This window comes from Peribacillus kribbensis DSM 17871 (genome assembly GCF_000430765.1).
In the GTDB taxonomy this organism is placed as follows: domain Bacteria; phylum Bacillota; class Bacilli; order Bacillales; family DSM-1321; genus Paraperibacillus; species Paraperibacillus kribbensis.
This window is the reverse complement of the sequence record NZ_KE387241.1, coordinates 1-22441: the sequence shown is the minus strand read 5'-3', so window position 1 is coordinate 22441 and position 22441 is coordinate 1. Positions and strand designations below refer to the sequence as shown.

Genomic DNA, 22441 nt, shown 5'->3' with positions numbered 1-22441 from the left:
CACGACAAGGGATTTATACTGAGCGTAACAAAGGAACGCTCGTCCATAATCGATATACTTTATATCGATAAGGCCCTAGAGGATAAAAGAACTTGTCGCTCAAGGCGCAGGACTATATATAGTCCTGCGCCTTTGTGTGATCAAGAGGTGCTGACAGAAAGAATGAAATTTCTATTTTTAGGAAATCATTAACATTGATGATTGTTAAAATAGGAAAAAAGAGATATAATTATCTCATAATTTAGAAATTTATTAAGGAGGTGAAAGAGATGAAGCGTTTTATTCCCATGCGCGAACAATATTTAGAGTTTATTTATATTGTCTGTGCAATTTTTCATGTGCAATTTTCCAAGGGAGAAGTCTGCCCTTTTTTAAGAATTGCATATGGGAATAAAACGTAAGATATCTCTTCACAGCTTTTAAAATACGGCGGAAAAGAGGCTCTTAAGCCTCTTTTTGTTTTTTTGGGAGCCCATGGAAGTTTTATCTTTCCATGGGCTTTTTGTGTTTCATTCTATTCAATTAGAAATGAGGGAAAATCATGATTGTATGCAGTGTACAGCAGGCAGGGAAGATGTATGGAGGGAACAGCATTTTTGACAGTTTATCTTTTGAGGTGCTTGAAAGAGACCGGATTGGATTAGTCGGGCCAAACGGATGTGGAAAAACAACCATCATGAAGCTCATTGCCGGGGCGGATTCACCTGACAAGGGTTTGATATCCCTGAAGAAGTCGCTGAGAGTTGGGTATTTGGCGCAGATACCACAGTTTGAGGCGGGAATTAAGGTTGATGGGGTGCTTCGGACTGCCTTTGGTGATTTGCTGAAGCTTGAAGGCAGGATGAAGGAACTGGAGAAAATGATGGAGTCTGCAGAAGGAGTAAAGCTTGAAAAGGCAATCGAGGAGTACGGAGCCGCCCAGGAAAGGTTTACTCTGCAGGGTGGCTACGAAATGGACGCTGAGATAGCGAAAATCGCAAATGGATTACAGCTTCATCCGTTAATGCAGTCTGAATTTACCCAATTAAGCGGAGGAGAGCAGACTAAGGTATGCCTCGGTATGCTGCTGTTAACAGCACCTGAACTGCTTTTGCTGGATGAACCGACGAATCATCTTGATATAGATGCAGTGGAATGGCTGGAGCAGTTCTTAAAGGAATATGATGGTACGGCCATTGTCATTTCGCATGACCGCTATTTTCTCGATGAGATTGCGGGGAAAATCATTGATATCGAAGATGGTGAAGCGGTTGTATACCATGCCAACTACTCTGGATTTATGAAAGAAAAGGAAGCGCGCCTGCTTGAGGAATTCCAGGCCTATCAGGAACAGCAGAAAAAGATAAAGAAAATGAAGGAAGCCATAAAAAGGCTCAAAGAGTGGGCAAACAGAGCGAATCCTCCTAATGAAGGACTGCATAGAAGGGCAAGAAATATGGAACGTGCCCTGGAAAGAATGGAAAAGCTTAAGCGCCCTGTGCTTGAACGGAGGAAAATCGGGCTGACCCTTGAGTCGGGAGAAAGAAGCGGCAGGGATGTTATTGTGATGGAGGAGGTTTGGAAAAGCTTTGACGGAAACCTTCTCTTCCAGGATATCCATCTGCATCTGCAGTTCCAGGAGCGTATAGCAATTGTAGGGAAAAACGGTTCGGGGAAATCTACCCTCCTGAAAATCATTCAAAGGGAAATGGAAGCTGATGGTGGAAAAGTAAGGCTGGGAAGCAGTGTTAAAATCGGATATCTATCGCAGCATTTATATATGCAAAATGTTTCGCAAACAGTTATTGAGGCGTTCAGAGAAGACCTTTCGATGACAGAAGGAGAGGCCAGGCATGTACTGGCGCGGTTCCTTTTTTACGGTCCGGCAGTCTTCCAGAAGGTTGGACAGCTGAGCGGAGGCGAACGGATGCGCCTAAAGCTTGCGCAGCTGATGCATCAGGACATCAACCTCCTGATTCTGGATGAACCGACCAATCACTTAGATATCGATTCACGTGAAGTGCTGGAGGAGGCATTGGAGGAATTCAGCGGTACTATCCTGGCGGTTTCCCATGACCGTTATTTATTAAATAAGCTGTTTTCAAAAACATGCTGGCTGGAAGATGGCAGCCTCCGCACATTTACCGGTAATTATGACTGGGCTAAGAAAAAGATGGAAGAAGCAAGGCAGAGAAAAGCCAGTCAAGGAACAAAAGTAGAAGATAGAAACACCATGCCAGATCAACTTCCTGCTCCTGTTATTATTCAAAAAGCGGATGTCAGCATGATTGAAAAGGAAATGGACCACCTGGACGCTGAATTAAAAGAGATTCAGAGGTCTATGGAGGCGGAGGAGAGCCTGGAAGCACTTCAACGACTGTATGATAAGCAAACGGAAATAGAAAGCAGACAGGCAAAATTATATGAACAAATGGAGGAACTCATATAAGGGGAATTTAAATTGTAATCTAACTGTAAACAAAAAAGTATTGAATGTTTATCTGAATTTTCATATAATTTAATCTTTGGGATTTTACTGAAGATTGCCTTTACTAGGTATATGGCTAATGATATTATGTAAGTCGGAGGAATTTTCTAAACATTGGAAATTCCAAAATAGAGGAGTAGAGGTGCTTGATCTGCTCTTAGGTATAAAAGGGGGATTATCATGAAAAAAATTTGGTTACTAGGTTCTGCGCTGGCTTTGGCACTTGCTTTAACAGCATGCTCAGACAAAACCGATGACAAGGCTTCTGCAAACAAAGACAAGGAAGCTACAACTGAGAAAGCAGATGTATCAGGTACATTACTTGATTTCTATTTAAACCTAAAAGGCAAGGTTAATGAAAAAGACAGCGATCTAAATGCATACGAAGGAGCTCAAACTCCGCCGCCTGCAGCCGACAGACAAAAAGCATCCGATTCAGCAGCTGCTGTTGCTGAGGAACTAAAGGGAATCAAGATTCCAAGTGAATTAAAAGGCCAAAAAGCTGACCTTGAAGAAGCATTAAAAGACTTTGCAGATTCTTATCAGGCTAAAGCAGATGAGCTGAAAAAGGACGCACCATCCCTTGATGCAGCCAATGCAACCTTTGAAAAAGGCCAGGAAAAGCTTGCTAAAGCATTTGAAAGTGCTAAGCTTGTAGCACCAACATTTTCTGCTGAAGTTCAATAACTACAAAATAAAACCACTGTCTAAGGGCAGTGGTTTTATTTTGTATCCAGGCATCCTTGATAATAAGCAAAAGAGCCGATGGAAAGAAAGCACACTTCCATCGGCTCTCCAATTTATAGCTGGGGTAAATATCAAGGACAAAACTCCTGCCGTCTGTCTGGATTATGTCCTTTATCCGGTCTATGAAGGACATAAACTTTTGCTGGTTGTCTGGATTACATCCCTTATCTGGTGATTTATGTCAGATTAGAGTAGAGCTTTTACCTATTCCCTGAGTTTTGTCTTTACTCAGGTTGCTCATGCTTCTGTTAGCCTCTCAGGTGGCTGCTTTTCAATAAGTTTAGTAATTAAATTATATAGCTAATCATTCTTCTTTAACTTTTTTTACGGGAGAGGCACCGTTCTTCGCTTTTCGGGTGTCCAGCTCCGAACTGCCATCCTCGAGTCATAAGCCAAAGCTCCCATGGGAAGAAAGAGCACTTCCCATGGGAGCTTCGTCTTATGCTTGTCGGATGGCTGCCTCTCAACAAGTCTAGTAATTAAATTGTATGGCTAAACATGCTTCTTTAGCATTTTTTTTACTGGAGAGGCACCGTTCTCCGCTTTTCTTGTTGTCCAGCTCCGAACTGAGACCCTCGAGTCATAAGCCAAGCAGGCCATGAGAAGAAAAGCGCTTCACAGCCTGCCCGTCTTATGCTTGTCGGGTCTCTGCCTTCCAACAAGTCTAGTTGTTTAATTAGTTTGATTATCAAGCTTCTCTTAGCCAAGTTTGATTAGGAAGGCACCGTTCTCCGCTTTTCTTGTTGTCCAGCTCCGAACTGCCACCTTCGGTCATAAGCCAATCGCCACCAAAAGGCAAAAAGCGGCCTTTCGCTGCCGCTTTTCTTATGCCTCTCAGGTGGCTGCTTTTCAATAAGTCAGCGTTTTTATAAAATGTAAGATTTCATTCTGCCAAAAGCAGTTAAATTAGAAAAGCACCGTTCTCCGCTTTTCGGGTGTCCAGCTCCGAACTGCCATCCTCGAGTCATAAGCCAAAGCTCCCATGGGAAGAAAGAGCACTTCCCATGGGAGCTTCGTCTTATGCTTGTCGGATGGCTGCCTCTCAACAAGTCTAGTAATTAAATTGTATGGCTAAACATGCTTCTTTAGCATTTTTTTTACTGGAGAGGCACCGTTCTCCGCTTTTCGGGTCACTTCGCTGCTTTTTGCAGTTTGTGGATGACGTCGAGGGAGCGGCCTGTTCCGATGGCTACGGATTCGAGCGGGTTTGGAGCCAGGTGGACTGGTACTACGATTTCTTCGCTCAGCCAATCTTGGATTCCGTTGAGGAGTGCTCCACCGCCTGTCAGGATGACGCCCCGGTCGACGATGTCGCCGCTTAGTTCCGGCGGGCAGTCTTCCAAAGTGGCTCTGATGGCTTCTAGAATATGCAGCAGGGATTCTTTGATGGCATCCTGAATTTCATAGGATCTTAGAGTGATGGTCTTTGGAAGGCCGGTAACCAGGTCACGCCCGCGGACTTCCATGGAAAGTTCGTCATGCTCGATAAGTCCGTATCCGATTTCCATTTTGATTTGTTCCGCAGTTCTTTCTCCGATAAGGAGGTTGTATCTTTTTCTTATATATTGGACGATGTCTTCATCAAGCTGGTCGCCTCCTATGCGGATGGAATTGCAGGAAACAACTCCTCCGAATGAGATAATGGCTACCTCTGTTGTTCCGCCTCCTATGTCGACAACCACATTTGCGATTGGTTCATCTACAGGCAGATCGGCGCCGATGGCTGCTGCTACCGGTTCTTCAATTAGATGGACCTGTTTCGCGCCGCAGCTTTTTACAGAGTCATGGATGGCGCGCCGCTCAACAGATGTGGACCCGGATGGTGTGCAAACGACTACATTTGGCTTTCTAATGGAGAAGCCTAGTTTTTTGCCGGCTTTTTTCATGATTTGCTTTAGCATTTGGGAGGTAATATCAAAGTCTGCGATAACTCCATCCTTTAACGGACGCACGGCTATGATATTTCCCGGTGTTTTCCCGATCATGCTTTTGGCTTCTGCTCCAACGGCAAGAACGGTTTTTGTTGTTGTATCTATGGCTACCACAGAAGGTTCATTTAATACGATTCCCTTATTTTTACTATATACCAGTGTATTGGCAGTTCCTAAATCAATTCCTATTTCATTTGTGTTTTTAAACAAAAATGTCACCCTTTCGATAGAGTTTGGATTAACCCCATAACAGCATTCTACATAAAATTTCAATTTTATGTCGGTTTGAAAAGGTGGTAATTGTTGGCTCCTGTCGGGAAACTGCGTGAATTCTAGTTCTAGAGTTATAGGAAATTGCAGGAAAAAGGAAATGAAGTAATAAATTTTGACGGAATATGAAAGATTAGCCAAAATTCCTATTTATAAAAACAGTAAAAAAGGCTTATGCAGGGATAAGCCTTTTTTTATTATTTATTTGGCAGGATTCACCTTGGTTAAGTCATACCGCCTGTACATGACAAAGTAAAGGAGGGCACTGAAGAGGGAGAGGAGAGCAAGAATTCCAAAAGTCCAGTCAAATCCAAAAAAATCGGTCATGGGAATGGATAAGGGGGCTATGGTTCTCCCCAGAGTAAAACGCAGGCTGGCTGCGGCAAAATACTGACCGCGCATGTGCTCGGGTGCAAGCTTAGAAATAAATCCGTTTTGTATACCTGCAGTCATCAGCTCCGCAAAGGTGAAAAGAGCCATCGCTCCAATCAGCCCCCATAGTATCCCAGTCTGGCCCATGAGGAAAATGGAAACGCCGTAGATGATAGATGAAGCAATGAATACATGCTTTTCCTGATAGGAGGACATCCACTTAGATACGACAATTGTCAGCAGCGCCACTAGAAACCCATTCTCAGAGATTAATAGTCCGAAAGCTTCTTCCCCTCCGAGTCCAAAGGACCAGTCCCCAAATGAAAAAAGAGTCTGGGAGGAAATGACTTCTTTTGTGTAGACCGGGATCAGCAGGTCCAGCTGCATAAAGGTTTGTGCTGCAAGAACTCCTGCCACAATAAAGAGCAGGAAGGTCTTATCACGGATAATGACCCCATACTCGAAAATCTGGTTCTTTAAAAACTGCAGTCCGTTTCTGCTGCTTCCTGCCGCAGATGGGGCGTCCATCCTTGGTGCGGTCTCACTTGTCCATTTTGCCAGGACGACGCTTAGCAGGATACAGATCACTCCTGATAAAAATAGAAGCTCAAAACGGTGGTTCACATAAAAAATGCCGCCCAGGATAGGGCCGATGACAACCGCAATATTCGTAGAGGTATAAAAAACGGCAAAGACATCATTCCGGTCTTTTTCTTCCACTACATCGGCTACCATTGCCTGGCTTGCTGGCCAATAGAAGGAGCCGAATATGCTCACAATGGTAAAACAGATAAACCCGATCATCGGGGAATGAAGCCACGGGGAATCCGCCATTGCAAATAAAACAAAGAAAGCCCCCTGCCCGGCTGCAGAAATCACCATCATTTTCTTTCTGCCAAATCGGTCTGCACAATAGCCGCCCATCAGGTTGGCGATTACTGAAAATACCTGTGAAAAAATTAATAGCATTCCGGCAATATTTTTTCCAAAGGCATCTGTGAAATAGATGGCAAGAAAGGGGAAGAACATCCAGAATGTGATATTCACCAAAGCCTCTCCGCCAAGGCGGATTTTTAAATTTTTGTTCCATTCACGAAGCCGCATACAGTTTCTCCATTTCGTTGTATTTACCCTTACCATCTTACCTTGTTTGAAATATGACTGACAATACAGAAAAGAAAAAGAAAAGAGAAGGAGCATTTTCACAAAAAGACATATTTCCCGGACAATATTCTTCTTTTATGTCAGAAAATAATGATTGAATGTTTAGAATTTTTATATAATGATAGAAACAGTATTAATAAAAAAATTAACAACATTAATAAAAGGAGGGAGTTCCACATGAAACATTGGAATCATGAGGAAGGTATCCTGCAATTGATCAAAAGGCTGGTCAAAGTTCCGAGTATATCAGGATCAAGCCAGGAAATAGATATGGCAGATGAAATTCTGGCTATTTTAAGAGAAATCCCCTATTTTCAAGATCATCCAGATCAATTGTATAAAGAAGCTCTCCTGAATGACTCTCTTAAAAGAAATATGGCGGCTGCCTTGTTCAAGGGAAATGGGAATTCCTCCAAGACTGTGGTTTTATTAAGCCACTTTGATGTGGTTGGAATCGAGGATTATGGATATTTGAAGCCTCTGGCATTTAAGCCGGATGAATATACAGCCAGGCTCTTATCTGAACCTCTGCCTCCTGAAGTAAGGGAGGACCTGGAGTCGGGTAATTGGCTGTTTGGCAGAGGAATCATGGATATGAAGGCGGGACTTGCCTTGCAAATCGCCCTTCTTTCCGAGCTGGTTCAGGAAATGGATTTTGCAGGTAATGTTTTGCTGCTGGCGGTCCCGGATGAAGAGAGAAATTCTGAAGGAATGTTTGAGGGAATCCGGCTGCTGCATAGGCTGAAGGAAGAATTGGGCCTGGACTATGAAGTCTGCATATGCAGTGAACCCAGCTTTGCAGGCTATCCTGGCGACCAATCTAAATACATGTATCTAGGTTCTGTCGGAAAACTTCTGCCGCTGATTTTTTGCAGCGGGAAGGAAACGCATGTGGGGGAGCCTCTTGAAGGCGTGAATGCCTCGTGGATGGCAGCTGCAGTCACCAATAAAATCGAGCTCTCTGCTTATTTTAAGGAAGAGGAGGGGTATGAGCGAAACCCAAGGCCGACCTCCCTGAAGATTACAGATCTTAAGGATGCCTATAATGTACAGACACCAACAGACGCGTATGTTTTATACAACATCTTAACCCTGAAGCAGAGTCCGCAGACCGTAATGGATAAACTTGTCATGGCAGCAAGGGAAAGCTCTGAAGAAATATTTCAAAGGATCGCAGAGGCCTATCAGGAGGACCGCCTTCCGTTGAATGAGAAATTGGCAGGGTTAAAGCCAGGGGTCTATACGTATTCAGATCTCTATGCGCTTGGATTGGAGAGGCACGGCGATCCTTTTGCCGAAAAAATGGACAGCCTGCTGCAAATGAAGACTTCGGCTGATATGGACTACAGGCAGCTTACTGTAGAAATTGCCAGGGGAATCAGCAGTTTTTTTCCGGATCTTGCCCCTTTTTATCTGATTATGTTTGCTCCTCCTTATTACCCTCATATCTACCTGGATAAAATGAGCCCAAAGGAAGAGAGGCTATTAGAGATGGCTGGGGAGCTGATTGATCATGCCAGGTATACCTATAATGAGGAAGTGAAGCTAAAAAACTATTTTGAGGGTTTATCCGATATCTGCTACTGCAGGCTGATGGATGCAGATGAAGTCATTCCCTCGCTGGAAAAGGAAATGCCGCTGTACGGAAGAGGCTATGACCTGCCTCTGCCTGTCATAAAGGACCTGAATATTCCAGCCATTAATATCGGTCCCTACGGAAAGGATGCACATAAGCGGACAGAAAGACTGGAGCTTCCTTTTTCCCTCACTGCGGCTCCAGGGCTCTTAAAGTTTGCGGTCTTATCTGTTTTAAAAGGGGGAGTTCTCTATGGAAAGCAAGCTTGAAAAACCTGCAGACCTCCCCAAGGAGCTGATTGGCAAGCAGATTCGTGCTTTTAGGAAGAGCAAGGGTTTGACGACGGATAAGCTGGCTGAATTGATCGGTGTCAGCCAGAGTTTGATTTCCCAGATTGAGCGGGGGATGGCTGCTCCATCTCTTGAAACGCTCTGGAAACTCAGCTGCCATTTAGAGGTGGATGTTTTTTCTTTCTTTCAAGAGCCGAAGAATGATCGGGTGCAGATTATCCGAAAGGGAGGTCATTCCCGGCTTCAATTATCCCGGCCTGATGTATGGTATGAAATGCTTTTTGCGGGCACAGGGAAAAAGCAAAAATTCTTTAAGATGATTATTGAAGAAGGACATACAAAGGACCAGCCCCTTATGTTCCATAACGGGGAGGAATGCGGCTATATTCTTCAGGGAATCCTGGAAGTCACTGTGGGAGATGAGGTATACACTCTCCAGGAGGGAGACAGTATTATGTTTGACAGCACGCTGCCTCACAGCTTTAAAAATGCAGGAGAGACTGCTGCCGTTGGAATATGGATGATGTCACAGGAATAGAGGAAAGCAGGCCCAAAAAAGCCTGCTTTCAAAATATTTATTGTTCGTTTTCTCCAGTTTTTACTCGGTTTTTAAAGGCTTCATAAGTAACGATATCCTCAACTTCTTCAAAATTCCGGGTTTTGTCCTTTGGAAGGGCGGGACTGTGATCAGGAAAATCTCCGGGATGACCCTTTTTCTTATGATCGAATGATTTGCCGCGTGCCAGGGGAATTCCTCCTTTGATGTTTGATATTAGTCAGTTTGCTCCTCTGTGTGCATTATTATTAACGTTCTAACGTAAGGCTATATATGGAAAAACGATGCAAAAGTAAAAGAGCTGATAAAGAAGGCCGTTTCATAATGGGTCCAAGTATCTGAACAAACGAAATTCCACACCGAATAAGAAAGGAAAGGTGTATTTTTGCTTTTTTGCGATATAGTAGGTGAAAGGGGCTGAATTCTTGGCCATGGAGGACTATTCTTTTATATTTTGGTGCGAGGGGGATTCACATGGATATAGCTCATCTGATAGCAGAGGATAAAATCAAAAAAGCCATCAGCGAGGGTGAATTTAAAAATCTTTCAGGTCTGGGTAAACCGTTAGAGCTCGAAGATCTTTCTTCTATTCCTGAGAGCATGAGAATGGCGTATAAAATGATGAAAAACGCCGGCATGCTTAAGTCCGAAGAAGATAAAATCAGAAAAGAGCTGATCAATATAGAGGATTTAATGGCTAATTGTGATGATGAAAATGAGAAGGCTAGACTTTCAACGCAATTGAATGAAAAGCTTCTGCAGTTTGGGAAGGTCATGGAAAAAAGAGAATCATCCCATTCCAAAGCCTTTCGGCAGTATGGTGATAAAGTTTACAGCAGGATAGGCGGGAACGGGGATCTTTCAAGATCTCACCCGAAAAAATAAAAGTATCCGCAAAGGAGACTGGAATCGCCCAAATAGAGAAGGGAGGCGCCAGTCTCTTTTTTCTTTTTTCGTCTCACTAAGAATAAGAGTTCCAGTTCTGAAGAAGCCTCCATTCATTTTTTGTCCATAATTGCGCATGAAAAAATGCGGAAACTGCTCACTATTTTCTTTTTTAGGCCGATATATAAGTGAAGAAACAAAACGACTAATAAAGACAGGTGGGCATTATGGATAAAACTTCAATAATCGGAATAATACTTGCCCTTATAGCCATAGGTGTCGGAATGGTTTTAAAGGGGGTCAGCCCGGCGGCACTTGCAAATCCGGCGGCTATCTTAATTATCGTGGCCGGAACTATGGCTGCGGTAGTCATAGCATTTCCTGCAAGTGATATAAAAAGGGTCCCAAAGCTCTTTAAGATATTGTTTACCGAAAGTAAATTCATCTCGGAGAGGGAAGTCATTAAGACATTTTCAGAATGGGCACAGGTAGCAAGAAAGGAAGGACTTCTCGCTCTTGAAGCCATTTCTGAGGATGTGGAAGACTCATTCTTAAAGAATGCACTGAATTTAGCTGTAGAAGGACAGAGTGCGGACTATATCAGGGATATTCTATCAGAGGAAATTGAAGCGATGGAGGAACGGCACTTAGGCGGAGCGGCCATTTTCACCCAGGCCGGTACTTATGCCCCTACTCTTGGCGTACTGGGGGCAGTAGTCGGATTAATTGCTGCTTTAAGTAATATGAATGATACGGAAGCATTGGGTCATGCAATCAGCGCGGCCTTTGTCGCAACCCTAATGGGTATATTTACAGGATATATGCTCTGGCATCCTTTTGCGAATAAGCTAAAGAGAAAGTCAAAAGCTGAGATCAGGGTCAAACAAATGATGGTTGAGGGAATCCTGTCCATTCTGGAAGGTGAAGCACCGAGGACGATCGAGCAGAAGCTGATTTCTTATCTGCCGGCAGGGGAAAGAAAGAACTTGCTTGAAGGTGAAGTGAAAGAAGATGCCTAAACGAAAGAAGAAACAGCATCATGAAGACCATGTAGACGAGTCGTGGCTTATCCCATATGCGGATCTTCTGACATTACTCCTTGCTTTATTTATTGTTCTTTTTGCCATGAGCTCAGTGGATGCTGCAAAGTTTCAGCTGATTTCCAAAGCCTTCAATGATGTGTTCACCGGGGGAACCGGGGTCCTGGATTATCCCAGCCCTGTGCCAGAGGGACAGAAAGAAAATCTGGACAGGAAAAATGATGCAGATAATAATAACCAGCAGAAGGATAAAGGCGGACTGGGCAAAGAGGATCAGAAGGAGCTTTCCCAAATTCAGCAAAAGGTGAATGCATATATTCAGGAGAAAAACCTGACAGGAAGACTTGCAACTAAACTTACAGACGAAGGTCTTCTTGTCACGATCAGTGATAAAGTTCTGTTCAACTCTGGGACCGCTGATATCAGGCCGGAGGACCAAAAGCTCGCAAGTGAGATTTCAGGCCTTTTGGTCATGAATCCTCCGCGAAGCGTGGTGATCAGCGGTCATACAGATAATATGCCGATCAGCACTTCTCAATTTGATTCCAATTGGGACCTCAGTGTTATGAGGGCAGTGAATTTCATGAAAATCCTGCTGGAAAACCCAAAACTAAAACCGCAGTGGTTCAGCGCAAAGGGATATGGAGAATTTAAGCCTGTTGCATCCAACTCCACTGAAGAAGGCCGCGCAAAGAACAGGCGCGTGGAGATTTTAATCATGCCGAATGAGAATAATCAATAAATACCATAAAAGTATACCATAAAAGTACCGGCCCTGTTCTTTCAAATGAACAGGGTTTCTTCATGCTTGAAAAGGGAATTAATCAGTTAGGGTATCTGAAACTTGGCGGGGGGCTTTCGAGTGATGGAACAAAAACTATTGAGGCTTCGGGATGGCCGTACTTTATCGTATTTTCTGATTGGAAACCAGCAGAACAGACCAATTGTTTATTTGCATGGCTTTGGTTCGTCCTCGCCAATCATGTTTGAAATGGAAGAAGAACTAACCAGGAGAAATCTTTATTTAATCGCGCCAGACCGACCTGGTTATGGAAAATCCAGCTTATTTTCCGGATATGATCTTCATGATTATGCGAAAGATCTGCTGGAACTGGCGGATTCTCTTAAGCTGTCAGCCTTCTCGATTGCCGGATGGTCAACGGGAGGGCTATTCGCTCAGGCATTTGCCAACCGGTATCCATCAAAAATCAGGAGTTTGACTCTTATAGGAAGTACATTGCCAATTGGTTTAAAAAGGGTCAAGTCTATCCTTCCAATTAGTTGGAAATGTGTGAATTGGCTGATAGAGAAGGCTCCGGCATTTTCAAGTAAAGCAGCTAAACTAATAAGCAGATGGATAGCCAGAAAATTAAAAAAGAGACTGAGTTTATCGGTTTCCGATGCTTCCGGTCACCCCATCCCCCCCGCTTCTGAAGTAAAAGAACTGCTTAACCAGGCGGTCAAAGACGTAAGCCGGCTTAAGGGCCGCCATCTTTATGATGAACTGTCTGCGGTTTGTTCAGCTGTTCTTGAATATCCAGAAGACAGCTATTTTCCTGTGACGATCTGGCAGGGAGAAAAAGACCTGTTTTCCACTCATGCCGCTTCCTCTTTCTTAAAAAATGAATATAAGAGAGCAAATCTGTTTTTGATACCGCATAAAGGACATTTTATGATTCTGGATCATAGGATAAAGATTTTGGATCATCTGGAAGAAGGAATGAATCGGTTCGGGAGATTGACTAAGAAAAAGAGCAGGGTTGATTGATAGAGGACGGCTGGGCTGGTTACCAGGTTATTAAGAACTGAAACTGCTCTTTTTTTAGGAGAATTGGCTTATGGAATACAATAAATGACAGCGCTATCATTAATGAGATGGAAATTAAAAATCTATAGGCTCTTTTCTAAAAGATTGTTGTTTTATAAAGAGTTCTGAGAGGGGATCTCATTGTTAAATCAACCACCTTGTTCCAAAGCAGTTTGCGAAAACAGCCAATCTATAAAACAGGAGGAAGATTCTATGAAACTAAAAGCGGCAGGTATTTTCGTTGCAGCCATTGTCCTTCTTACAATGAATCCACTTTTTATGTCTGCAGATTCAGCAAAAGCAAAAGTGCCGGAAAATCAAAACTTGAACTCCGGTGAGCAAAAAACTTTTAAAAATCCTATTATGGGGGATGGAGCAGATCCGTGGGTAATCAAGCATTCAGACGGCTTTTATTATTACACACAGACAACGGGAAATAATGTTACAGTCTGGAAATCAAAGGACTTAACTCACCTTAATTCTGGTGAAAAAAAGGTGGTCTGGAGCCCTGGGGCCAGTGATCCGAACAGAGCCAATATTTGGGCGCCAGAACTTCATTATCTGGAAGGACGATGGTACATTTATTTTGCTGCTTCTGACGGTGATATGGGCAAGCAGCGAATGTATGTGCTTGAATCTGATGGCTCTGATCCAATGGGCCCCTATCATTATCCTAAAGGGACAAGCTTTGGGAAATTATCCGATCCAAGCGATAAATGGGCAATAGATGGCACTGTACTGGAATTGGACCGCAAATTATATTTTATTTGGTCAGGCTGGGAAGGCGATGAGAATATAAGCCAGAACTTGTACATCGCTCCAATGGCAAACCCTTGGACCATCAGCGGGAAAAGAGCACAAATTTCGCGTCCAGAGCTGGACTGGGAGAAGAAAGGTAATCCGCTTATAAATGAGGGTCCGGAAATTCTTAAAAATCATAAAGGCCAGGTATTCCTTATTTACTCAGCAAGCGGAAGCTGGACAGATGATTACTGTTTTGGCATGCTGTCGCTAAAAGGGAAGGATCCATTGATTCAATCCTCCTGGATTAAAAGCCGGCAGCCTGTATTTAAAAGCAATCCGGCGCTTAATGTGTACGGCCCCGGGCATGGCAGCTTTGTGAAGTCACCGGATGGAAGGGAAGATTGGATGGTCTATCATGCAGCTAAGTTTAAAGGGGCAGGCTGGAATCGGAATATACGGATGCAGGAATTCAGCTGGAACAAGGATGGTTCCCCGGACTTTGGAAGCCCTGTACCAGCAGATTCTTGGATGCATGCCCCCTCAGGAGAATCACATGGACTGCTTATGTCTGCACAGCCCGGGATTGTATATAAGTATGAGGCAGAAAAAGCACAAATCCATCATGCTGAAATCATCCCCAATTCCAGTGCGTCGGGTGGTGCAAAGGTAGGGAAAATGGATTATGAAGACAGCTATATTGAATTTAACAATCTAAGTCTTCCTAAGGGAGACTATATCCTGAATGTGCGTTATTCAAATGGCATGGGAGATACCGCAAGCCATCTGGTGACGGTTAATGGAAGACAGAACGAGCTGCTTTATGACAGCTTTGGCTGGGATTCCTGGAGGGATGCCCAAATGGATGTCCGGCTGGACCGAAATCAAGACAGCATCCGTCTTGGAAAAGGGAAACTTTTCACTGAGGTAGATTCGATAGAGCTTATACCAAAGTCAGCCCGGGCATTTAGATACGAAGCAGAATTAGCCTATCTAAAAAAAGCCAGTCCAGCTTTCGACCCTGAGGCAGGAAACCAGCAGATAGCAGCGGCCGAAAAAAACAGCACCCTGGTGTTTCCTCTTTCCGTCAAGCAGGGAGGAGCATATGTGCTGGAAATCAAATATAAAAACACAGGAAGCAGGAATATGACTCAGTCCATTAATGTTAACGGACGGCATCAAGCATCCGCTTCACTAAATAAGGCGAAGGACTGGACGGATGCAATCGTCCGGATTTCTCTTGAGCCTGGAGTTAACGTTATATCTCTGCTCTCTCCTGAAAAATGCGACTTTGATTATATTACAATATCAAAGTAACGATTCCTATTGTTTTGATAAGGTTTATCTCTATGGGAAAAGGGAAGACAATATGTTGTAGACAACATTTCAAAAGGAAAAGGAGACGATTGATCATGAGTAAAATTGCCTGTGTGATTACGGATTACTTTGAGGATTCTGAGTACAGAGACCCGGCGCAGGGCTTTAAGGAAGCCGGCCATACAGTGGTTGCCATAGAGAAGGAAAAAGGCAAGACAGTCAAGGGCAAACAAGGCGAAGTTGAAGTAACGATCGATGAGAGCATCGATCAGGTAAACCCTGGCGATTTTGATGCTCTTTTCATTCCGGGAGGATTTTCTCCTGATCAGCTGCGGGCAGATGATCGCTTTGTGCAATTTGCGAAATCATTCATGGATGATAAGAAGCCGGTTTTTGCAATTTGCCATGGTCCTCAGCTGCTGATTACGGCAAAAACACTTGACGGCCGTTCAGCTACTGGATTCACTTCTATCCGTGTAGATATGGAGAATGCAGGTGTGAATTTCAAAGATGAAGAAGTGGTTGTATGTGGCAGCCAGCTGGTAACCAGCCGTAATCCGGATGATATTCCTGCGTTTACCCGGGAGTCTTTGAATTTATTGAAATAAAAAAAGGGAATGGGCCGCGGCTCATTTCCTTTTTTTTATGGTCATCAGCGGATTTTTCGGATGGTAAACCGATCAGCCAGCAGGTGCCAGTTCTGGGGAAACGGATACCCCAGCACCCAGTAGCTGATACCGCGGACTCCATATTCCAGTGCCGTTTCAAATTTAGCCTGTGCACTCCGGGCATCTTCAAACCAAACTTCATGCCTCTGTCCCTTGGAATCCGTATAACGGAAAAAGGGGGATTGGGAGACAGGATCATATTCAATCGCTGCACCATGCAGAACCGCCCTCCGGATGGCTTCCTGCTGACTGAAGGTTTCTGCCTCCTGTCCCTGTCGATGCGGGATGAGCCAGTCACGTGCATATATTTGAAATCCGAAGAAAATCTTGTTTCTAGGAATAACGCTCACTGCATAATCAAGCACATTTCTAATTTGGTTAAGCGGTGAAATAGCCTGTGGAGGACCGAGTCTATAGCCCCATTCATAGGTCATCAGGACAACGAAATCACAAATATCTCCATGGGCTGGGTAATCGTGTGCTTCGACTAAAGGGCCCTGCTGCCCGGCACTTGTTTTGGGAGCTACAGCAGTTGAGAGGGAATATCCCCGCGGGTGAAGGACAGCTGCAGCCCTTCTTAAGAATTGGTTATAAAGCTCACGGTCAGCCGGCCGTACGTTTTCAAAGTCTACATTTAATCCTGCATATCCTTTAGCCTGCATCACGCTGATAATATTGTCCAGGAGACGTTCCTGCAGATCCCTGCTTGACAGGATAGTATGAGCAAGCCGAGAACCGGGATCCGTAGAGGAGAAATTTGTAATTCCAAGTATAGGTGCTACTTTTTGAACTCTTGCAGCCTCAAGGATTGGTTCGTCTTTAATAGGATCCAGACCTCCATCTGCCTGTATAGTATAGGCAAATGGTGTCCAATAGGTCAGGTATCTTCCAGAATCACTTACCTCTTTGGCACCGGTTTTCCCCTGGTTTGTTGTATAAGCATTTACCTCAATGAATCTTTTCCTCAAAGGAATGAATAGCCTTGTACCAGCAGGCACCTGCTCATTTTGTATCTGATTTATCCGAATCAATTCTGTAAGAGGAACTCCGTTTCGGACGGCAATTTGGGATAACGTCTCACCTGCAGCGACGATATGGGTCTTTGGCGGTACGAGCAGGGAAGTGCCAGGGACAAGGCGGCCGGGATCCGTAAGCCTGTTTGCCTGGACGATGGACTGTGCATCGGCGCCGTATAAGTCTGCAACTTTCCAGATGGTATCTCCCCTTAGGACTATATGGGTCTGGGAAAGTGAGGGGATGATCAGGGACATCCCGTTCACCAGCCGATCCGGCTGCTGCAGTTCGTTTAAGGCTATTATCTCGGAGACTGAAACCCTGTAGGACTGGGAAATGGACCATAAGCTTTCTCCTGGTTTGACCACATGAATCAGCATAAAGACCCTCCTTTGTAATAATAAGGCTCTTCCTAACAATTTATGTTTCAATAATGGTTTTATGATTCCCGAGTCTCCCGGAAGCTGAATCTATTCATGAGGCAGCGGAAGACGGATGCAGCTCCTTTTGGAATTTAACAGAGTGAGTCTTTTTAGGATAGAATAGGGAGAGGATTATTCAATCAAGGGGTGGTCAAAAATTGATTATTCTAAAATCGAACCGCGAAATCTCTTCGATGCACGAGGCTGGACGGCTCCTGGCTTCATGTCATAAAGAAATAGCCAAACTGGTTGCACCCGGTATCACTACATGGGAAATTGAGGAGTTCGTGAATGGTTATCTGCAAAAGCATGGAGCCAGCCCTGAGCAAAAAGGCTATAAAGGCTACAAATATGCCACCTGTGCAAGTGTGAATGATGAGGTTTGCCATGGGTTTCCGAGAAAAAGTCCGTTGAGGAACGGGGATATCGTCACAATCGATATGGTGGTCAATCTAAACGGAGCTTTAGCGGATTCTGCCTGGTCATATGGAGTGGGGAGCCTTCAGCCGGAAACTGAGGAGCTGTTAAAAGTAACAAAGGATGCCTTATATGAAGGAATTAAGGCCTGCAAGCCTGGGAACCGTATAGGGGATATTGGCTATGCCATCCAGACGTTCACTGAGGCAAAGGGGTTTTCGGTAGTGCGGGATTTTATCGGACACGGAATCGGATCCGTTATCCATGAAAAACCGGATGTTCCCCATTTTGGCCAGGAGGGGAAGGGAGTCCGTCTTAAAGAGGGAATGGTATTCACCATTGAACCCATGATTAATATCGGTACGTTCCATACCCGGATGGATGCAAATAAATGGACTGCAAGGACGCTTGACGGAAAGTATTCTGCGCAGTATGAACACACCATCGCCATAACTTCCAACGGTCCGCTGATCCTGACCGATCAGGAAGTCGTCTAATTCTAAAAAAAATTTTTAGAGAATCCGCCCTTATGGAGTGTATTCTGCACATAAGGGCGGATTCTTTTTTTGTGTTTTGAAACTTTTAGGGATTAATTTCTAAGCCTTCCAAGCTCTTCTGCAATTGCCTCTAATTCCCTCGGAGAAAATTGCTTCTGTTTCATGACCAGTTCATAAATATCAAAAAGCTCCTCATACATTTCCTGGTTAAACGATACCGCTTTTACTGCGCCGATGTTCATGATCCTTAACTTATCAATGATCTTTTCCACCATAAATTCTACATTCTGAGGGGTATTTTGTTTTAAGTCCATCTGTTTGTCCTCTCCTTGCAACTAATATGTAAGTCCATCTTTCCATTTTTCCATGATAAAAGTCAACCACTTTAAAAGAACAGCCGTTACTTAAGTCATATGTAAGATTTAGAAAAATTTGTGGATTATATTTTTATTGAAATGATAAAAAATAAAAAAGCACCACAATACTTTAAGAAAACTGACTAGCATGGCAAGGAGGAGCTGAATGATGGAAAAGCAGGTAAACAGCTTTAGCAGGGGGAACAGCAAGCTATTGAGAGGGCTTTTATATGGTGCTGCAGCGGGAGGGGCTCTAGCAATGTTTGATCGTGGAACCCGCATGTCCTTCATGGATGGAAGCCGGAAGACATATGCCGGAATGAAGTCTTTCTTTAAAAATCCGATGGATGGCCTTGCTAGGATGGGTGAGTTTTCTGGAAGACTGCGCACTCAGATTGAAGAAATTTCGGATGATCTTACCTTTATCTCCGAAAAGGTGGATGAATTAAAGGAAGTCCCGATTCAGGTTGCTGAAGTGGTCATGGAAACAAAGGATGTTTTAACCCATGACGGCCATGCCCAAATGCATGAGGGCAGCATGAATCAGGCTTCACAAATCACTCATTAATGAAAAGCGAGCTGGGAGCATGAAGGTCTTTATCCGTGACTTATATAAACGAATTGCAGCGGATGATGTATCCGGTATGGCGGCCCAGCTTGCTTATTTTTTTCTTCTTTCTCTTTTTCCTTTTATGCTTTTTTTTATCTCCCTGCTTCCCTACCTTCCTATCAAGGAGGGGGATATCTTGAATTTTGCGGCATCGTATGCGCCTGAAGGGACAATGGAGCTGGTGCGGAAAAATTTGGGGTTACTCATGAAAGGAAGCGGGAAACTTCTTTCATTTGGTATCGCTGCCTCTATATGGACAGCCTCGACGGGGATGAACGCAATCGTCAAGGCTTTTAATAAAGCGTATGATGTAAGAGAAAATCGGCCGTTTATCCTATCGAGGGCATTGTCTGTGGTATTTACACTGGGGATGATGGCAGTGATCATCATTGCCCTGCTTCTTCCGGTATTCGGGAGTCAGATTGGCAGAGCTGCTGGCGATTTCCTTGGCCTCTCTTCAGAATTCATGTACATATGGGCCTTTATTAGATGGGGAATCAGTACATTCGTGTTATTTATCATTTTTTTGATGCTTTATTGGTTCGCCCCTAATATTAAATTGAAATGTCTGACCGTACTTCCAGGAGCCTTATTTGCTACTGGAGGCTGGATTTTTGTTTCTTATGCCTTTTCGTTCTATGTAGAGAAAAGTGCCCATTATGCAGCTACCTACGGAACGCTCGGAGGAATCATTGTTCTTATGGTGTGGTTTTACTTGACTGGGATTATCCTTATCATCGGAGGGGAAATCAACGCCATGGCAAGCGACCGGCATAAGCCTGACTGTTAAAAATAGCTGCTGCAAAGGTTAAGATCTAAGAGTCAAAAATAAAAAGACCCTGCTTATCTAGAAATGACAGTCAGATATAGCAGGGTCCTTCTTAATATCATCTTATTCTTCATTTAATCTTTAGCAGCCTCAGGCTATTCAATATCACCAGGATTGTGCTGCCTTCATGGCCGATAACTCCAAAAGGAAGATCCAGGAACTGAAGAAAGTTTGAGCAGATCAGCACCATAATCACAGTAATGGAGAAAATAATGTTCTGCTTAATGATTCTGTTCATTTTCTTCGATAGTTTAATGGCATGGGCAATCTTTTGAAGATCATTTTTCATCAACACCACATCGGCTGTTTCCAGTGCAACATCGGTACCGTCTCCCATGGAGATTCCGACTGAAGAGGTGGCAAGGGCAGGTGCATCATTTATACCATCCCCGACCATGGCTACCGAACCGAACCTTTCTTTCAGATGCTTGATTTCTTCCACCTTTGTTTCAGGCAGACATTCCGCGATATACTCATCAATATGGCTCTCCGAGGCAATCACGCGGGCTGTATCCCTGTTGTCCCCGGTCAGCATGATTGTATGGATACTCTCCGCTTTCAGCTCCTCCAGGGCGGCTGCTGTCTCCTCCCGCACCAGGTCCTTTAAGGCAATAATCCCGGCAATCCCATGCTGGTCTTTTGCGAATACAAGCGTTTTTCCTTCTTCGGCAAGCTTATGGCCGATTCCACCCATAAAGTTTTCAGCAGCTTCAAGGCCTGCAAAACCGGCTTTCCCAACAAGCCATTCCTGCCCTGAAGCATAAGCACGGACACCCCAGCCAGGGACATCTTCCATATTCTCTGGTCTAAACAATTCATTCTTAAAGCGGCCTTTATGATATTTTACAATGGACTGTGCCAGCGGATGGCTGGAGTAATTTTCAATGGACGCAACTGTTTGAAGGAACTCTTCTTCCTTCATGTCTTCCCTTGTAATCACATCTGTAACTTCTGGTTTTCCCCTTGTAAGAGTTCCAGTCTTATCAAAAGCAATTGCCTTCATGTTCCCGAGATTTTCAAGATGAATCCCGCCTTTGAAAAGAATTCCTTTTCTAGCGCCGTTTGATATCGCTGAAAGGGTTGCCGGCATAATCGAGGCCACAAGCGCACAGGGGGAGGCAACGACGAGCAGGATCATCGCCCGGTAAAAGGTTGTGTTCCAGTTCCAGCCAAATAAAAAGTGGGGAACAAAAAGCATTAAAAATACGATGGCTAATACTGTTTTTACATACGTTCCTTCGAATCGTTCAATAAACTGCTGGGAGGGCGATTTCTCACTTTGGGCATTTTGAACAAGCTGAATGATTTTTTGAAAAAGTGTTTCTTCATTTGATTTAGTAATCTTAATAGAGATGGTCCCCCGAAGATTTACCGTTCCGGCAAAGACTTCATCATTCACACCCTTGGTTACAGGGATGGACTCCCCAGAAATCGCTGCCTCATCAATATTAGTGGAGCCTTCCACAATGGCGCCGTCCGATGGAACACGTTCACCTGGTTTAATTAAAATCATATCTCCTATTTCAAGAGAACTGACTTTGACTTTTTCTTCTCTTCCATTTGGCAGGATCCTTAAGGCTTCCTCAGGCTGAAGCTCCATTAAAGAGGATATTTCTTTATGGCTCTTATTCATGGTATACGTCTCGAGAGCGCCGCTGACAGCGAATATAAAAATCAGCACAGCGCCTTCTGTCCAGTAGCCGATTACCGCAGAACCGATGGCAGCGAGAACCATCAGCATTTCCACATTGAGCTCTTTATTGGCAATCGTTTCTTCGATTCCTTCCTTGGCTTTGGCATAGCCTCCTATCACAAAGGCTAATAAAAACGAAACAATAGACAGGACAGAAGCATCTGATTTTGATAAGAGCCATCCGGCTGCGATTAAGACTCCGCTCACCAAGGCTGCTATCAATTCAGCATGCGGGCGGATCCTTTGCAGCAGGGAGGGACTGTCACTCCGTAAATCTTCCTCTGATAAGGCTTTGGCATTGGCATTCATGTAAACTCCTCCTTCATGGCCTGTTCGCAAATATAACATTCTAATTGAGAAAGATAATCAAGTTCAATACGCTGAAAAAAACAGGAAAGCTGTCATCATATTGATGACAGCAAGGATTATAGGCGATACAAATAAATGAAAGATGAGATTTATAAATTAGAATTAATATAATTTGGTATTGATTCTATAGTAACACAAAGATGGTTTAATTGGAATAATTTTATTTACCCGCCTCTGGCTGAGGTAAACGGCGTTGGTGGATGAAGGTCAGTGCGGCACGATTAGAAAAAAAAATACCTCATGAATTTCCATGAGGTCCTGTATGGAGTAGAAATAGGTCCGTTGATTTCCGTTCCGGGCACTTCGCTTTCCGCGGGGCGGGCGGTGAGCCTCCTCAGCTTCGCCTGCGGGGTCTCACCTGTCCCGCTGCTCCCGCAGGAGTCTTCGTGCCTTCCACTCCAAT

The 22441-nt window shown here is 44.1% G+C and carries 19 protein-coding genes and 1 pseudogene; 14 read left to right on the top strand and 6 right to left on the bottom strand.

Annotation, left to right across the window (positions count from 1 at the left end; all coding sequences use genetic code 11):
- Positions 1-269: 269 nt before the first annotated feature.
- From H539_RS33160 to H539_RS0120330, 3 genes are all read left to right on the top strand, one after another.
- On the top strand, positions 270-401 hold the full coding sequence (locus H539_RS33160) for an RAxF-45 family protein (protein WP_281171453.1): 132 nt from the start codon (positions 270-272) through the stop codon (positions 399-401).
- Positions 402-541: 140 nt separating this feature from the next.
- Positions 542-2428, top strand: a complete 1887-nt coding sequence (gene abc-f / locus H539_RS0120335) for a ribosomal protection-like ABC-F family protein (RefSeq protein WP_026695049.1) — start codon at positions 542-544, stop codon at positions 2426-2428.
- Between the two features lie 219 nt (positions 2429-2647).
- The gene (locus tag H539_RS0120330; protein WP_026695048.1) at positions 2648-3154 is read left to right on the top strand and encodes a hypothetical protein; all 507 of its coding nucleotides are present in this window, start codon (positions 2648-2650) and stop codon (positions 3152-3154) included.
- A 1190-nt stretch (positions 3155-4344) separates the two neighbouring features.
- On the opposite strand, the gene mreBH is transcribed toward H539_RS0120330, so the two are convergent.
- Together mreBH and H539_RS0120315 are read right to left on the bottom strand one after the other, a co-directional pair.
- Positions 4345-5355, bottom strand: a complete 1011-nt coding sequence (gene mreBH / locus H539_RS0120320) for a rod-share determining protein MreBH (protein WP_026695046.1) — start codon at positions 5353-5355, stop codon at positions 4345-4347.
- Positions 5356-5616: 261 nt separating this feature from the next.
- The gene (locus H539_RS0120315) at positions 5617-6891 is read right to left on the bottom strand and encodes an MDR family MFS transporter (protein ID WP_026695045.1); all 1275 of its coding nucleotides are present in this window, start codon (positions 6889-6891) and stop codon (positions 5617-5619) included.
- Between the two features lie 237 nt (positions 6892-7128).
- Between H539_RS0120315 and H539_RS29185 the strand changes: the two genes are divergently transcribed.
- From H539_RS29185 to H539_RS0120275, 8 genes are all read left to right on the top strand, one after another.
- Positions 7129-8796 carry a M20/M25/M40 family metallo-hydrolase gene (locus H539_RS29185; RefSeq protein ID WP_051348706.1) on the top strand — a complete coding sequence of 556 codons (1668 nt, stop codon included), beginning with the start codon at positions 7129-7131 and terminating at the stop codon, positions 8794-8796.
- The gene (locus H539_RS0120305; protein WP_051348705.1) at positions 8780-9355 is read left to right on the top strand and encodes a cupin domain-containing protein; all 576 of its coding nucleotides are present in this window, start codon (positions 8780-8782) and stop codon (positions 9353-9355) included. Before H539_RS29185 ends, H539_RS0120305 begins: the two co-directional genes overlap by 17 nt.
- A gap of 492 nt (positions 9356-9847) precedes the next feature.
- Positions 9848-10258: a DnaJ family domain-containing protein gene (locus H539_RS29180; protein ID WP_051348704.1), complete on the top strand. Its 411-nt coding sequence runs from the start codon at positions 9848-9850 to the stop codon at positions 10256-10258.
- A gap of 227 nt (positions 10259-10485) precedes the next feature.
- Positions 10486-11277, top strand: coding sequence for a flagellar motor stator protein MotA (motA, locus tag H539_RS0120295; protein WP_026695043.1), 792 nt, complete (start codon positions 10486-10488; stop codon positions 11275-11277).
- The gene (gene motB / locus H539_RS0120290; protein ID WP_026695042.1) at positions 11270-12040 is read left to right on the top strand and encodes a flagellar motor protein MotB; all 771 of its coding nucleotides are present in this window, start codon (positions 11270-11272) and stop codon (positions 12038-12040) included. The genes motA and motB overlap by 8 nt, the downstream gene beginning before the upstream one ends.
- A gap of 123 nt (positions 12041-12163) precedes the next feature.
- Positions 12164-13066 (top strand): alpha/beta fold hydrolase, encoded by a 903-nt coding sequence (locus H539_RS30275; protein WP_026695041.1) that lies wholly within the window; start codon positions 12164-12166, stop codon positions 13064-13066.
- A 252-nt stretch (positions 13067-13318) separates the two neighbouring features.
- Complete coding sequence (locus H539_RS29170; protein ID WP_051348703.1) at positions 13319-15163, top strand: family 43 glycosylhydrolase; 1845 nt, start codon at positions 13319-13321, stop codon at positions 15161-15163.
- Positions 15164-15255: 92 nt separating this feature from the next.
- Positions 15256-15771, top strand: a complete 516-nt coding sequence (locus H539_RS0120275; protein WP_155890190.1) for a type 1 glutamine amidotransferase domain-containing protein — start codon at positions 15256-15258, stop codon at positions 15769-15771.
- Between the two features lie 44 nt (positions 15772-15815).
- Here H539_RS0120275 and H539_RS0120270 read toward each other — a convergent pair whose 3' ends face one another.
- Positions 15816-17225 carry a glycoside hydrolase family 18 protein gene (locus H539_RS0120270; RefSeq protein ID WP_026695039.1) on the bottom strand — a complete coding sequence of 470 codons (1410 nt, stop codon included), beginning with the start codon at positions 17223-17225 and terminating at the stop codon, positions 15816-15818.
- 200 nt (positions 17226-17425) lie between these two features.
- Here H539_RS0120270 and map point away from each other — a divergent pair, with 200 nt between their 5' ends.
- Positions 17426-18181, top strand: a complete 756-nt coding sequence (gene map, locus H539_RS0120265) for a type I methionyl aminopeptidase (RefSeq protein WP_026695038.1) — start codon at positions 17426-17428, stop codon at positions 18179-18181.
- Between the two features lie 92 nt (positions 18182-18273).
- On the opposite strand, the gene H539_RS0120260 is transcribed toward map, so the two are convergent.
- Positions 18274-18495, bottom strand: coding sequence for a DUF1128 domain-containing protein (locus H539_RS0120260; protein ID WP_026695037.1), 222 nt, complete (start codon positions 18493-18495; stop codon positions 18274-18276).
- A 208-nt stretch (positions 18496-18703) separates the two neighbouring features.
- Between H539_RS0120260 and H539_RS29165 the strand changes: the two genes are divergently transcribed.
- Both H539_RS29165 and H539_RS0120250 read left to right on the top strand, forming a co-directional pair.
- Positions 18704-19105 (top strand): hypothetical protein, encoded by a 402-nt coding sequence (locus H539_RS29165; protein ID WP_051348702.1) that lies wholly within the window; start codon positions 18704-18706, stop codon positions 19103-19105.
- Between the two features lie 19 nt (positions 19106-19124).
- Positions 19125-19937, top strand: a complete 813-nt coding sequence (locus H539_RS0120250) for a YihY/virulence factor BrkB family protein (protein ID WP_026695036.1) — start codon at positions 19125-19127, stop codon at positions 19935-19937.
- Between the two features lie 109 nt (positions 19938-20046).
- Here H539_RS0120250 and H539_RS0120245 read toward each other — a convergent pair whose 3' ends face one another.
- Both H539_RS0120245 and H539_RS32630 read right to left on the bottom strand, forming a co-directional pair.
- Entirely contained in the window at positions 20047-21978 is a 1932-nt protein-coding gene (locus H539_RS0120245) for a heavy metal translocating P-type ATPase (protein WP_026695035.1), read from the bottom strand.
- Between the two features lie 281 nt (positions 21979-22259).
- Positions 22260-22441, bottom strand: a pseudogene (locus H539_RS32630) (hypothetical protein); the annotation flags it as partial.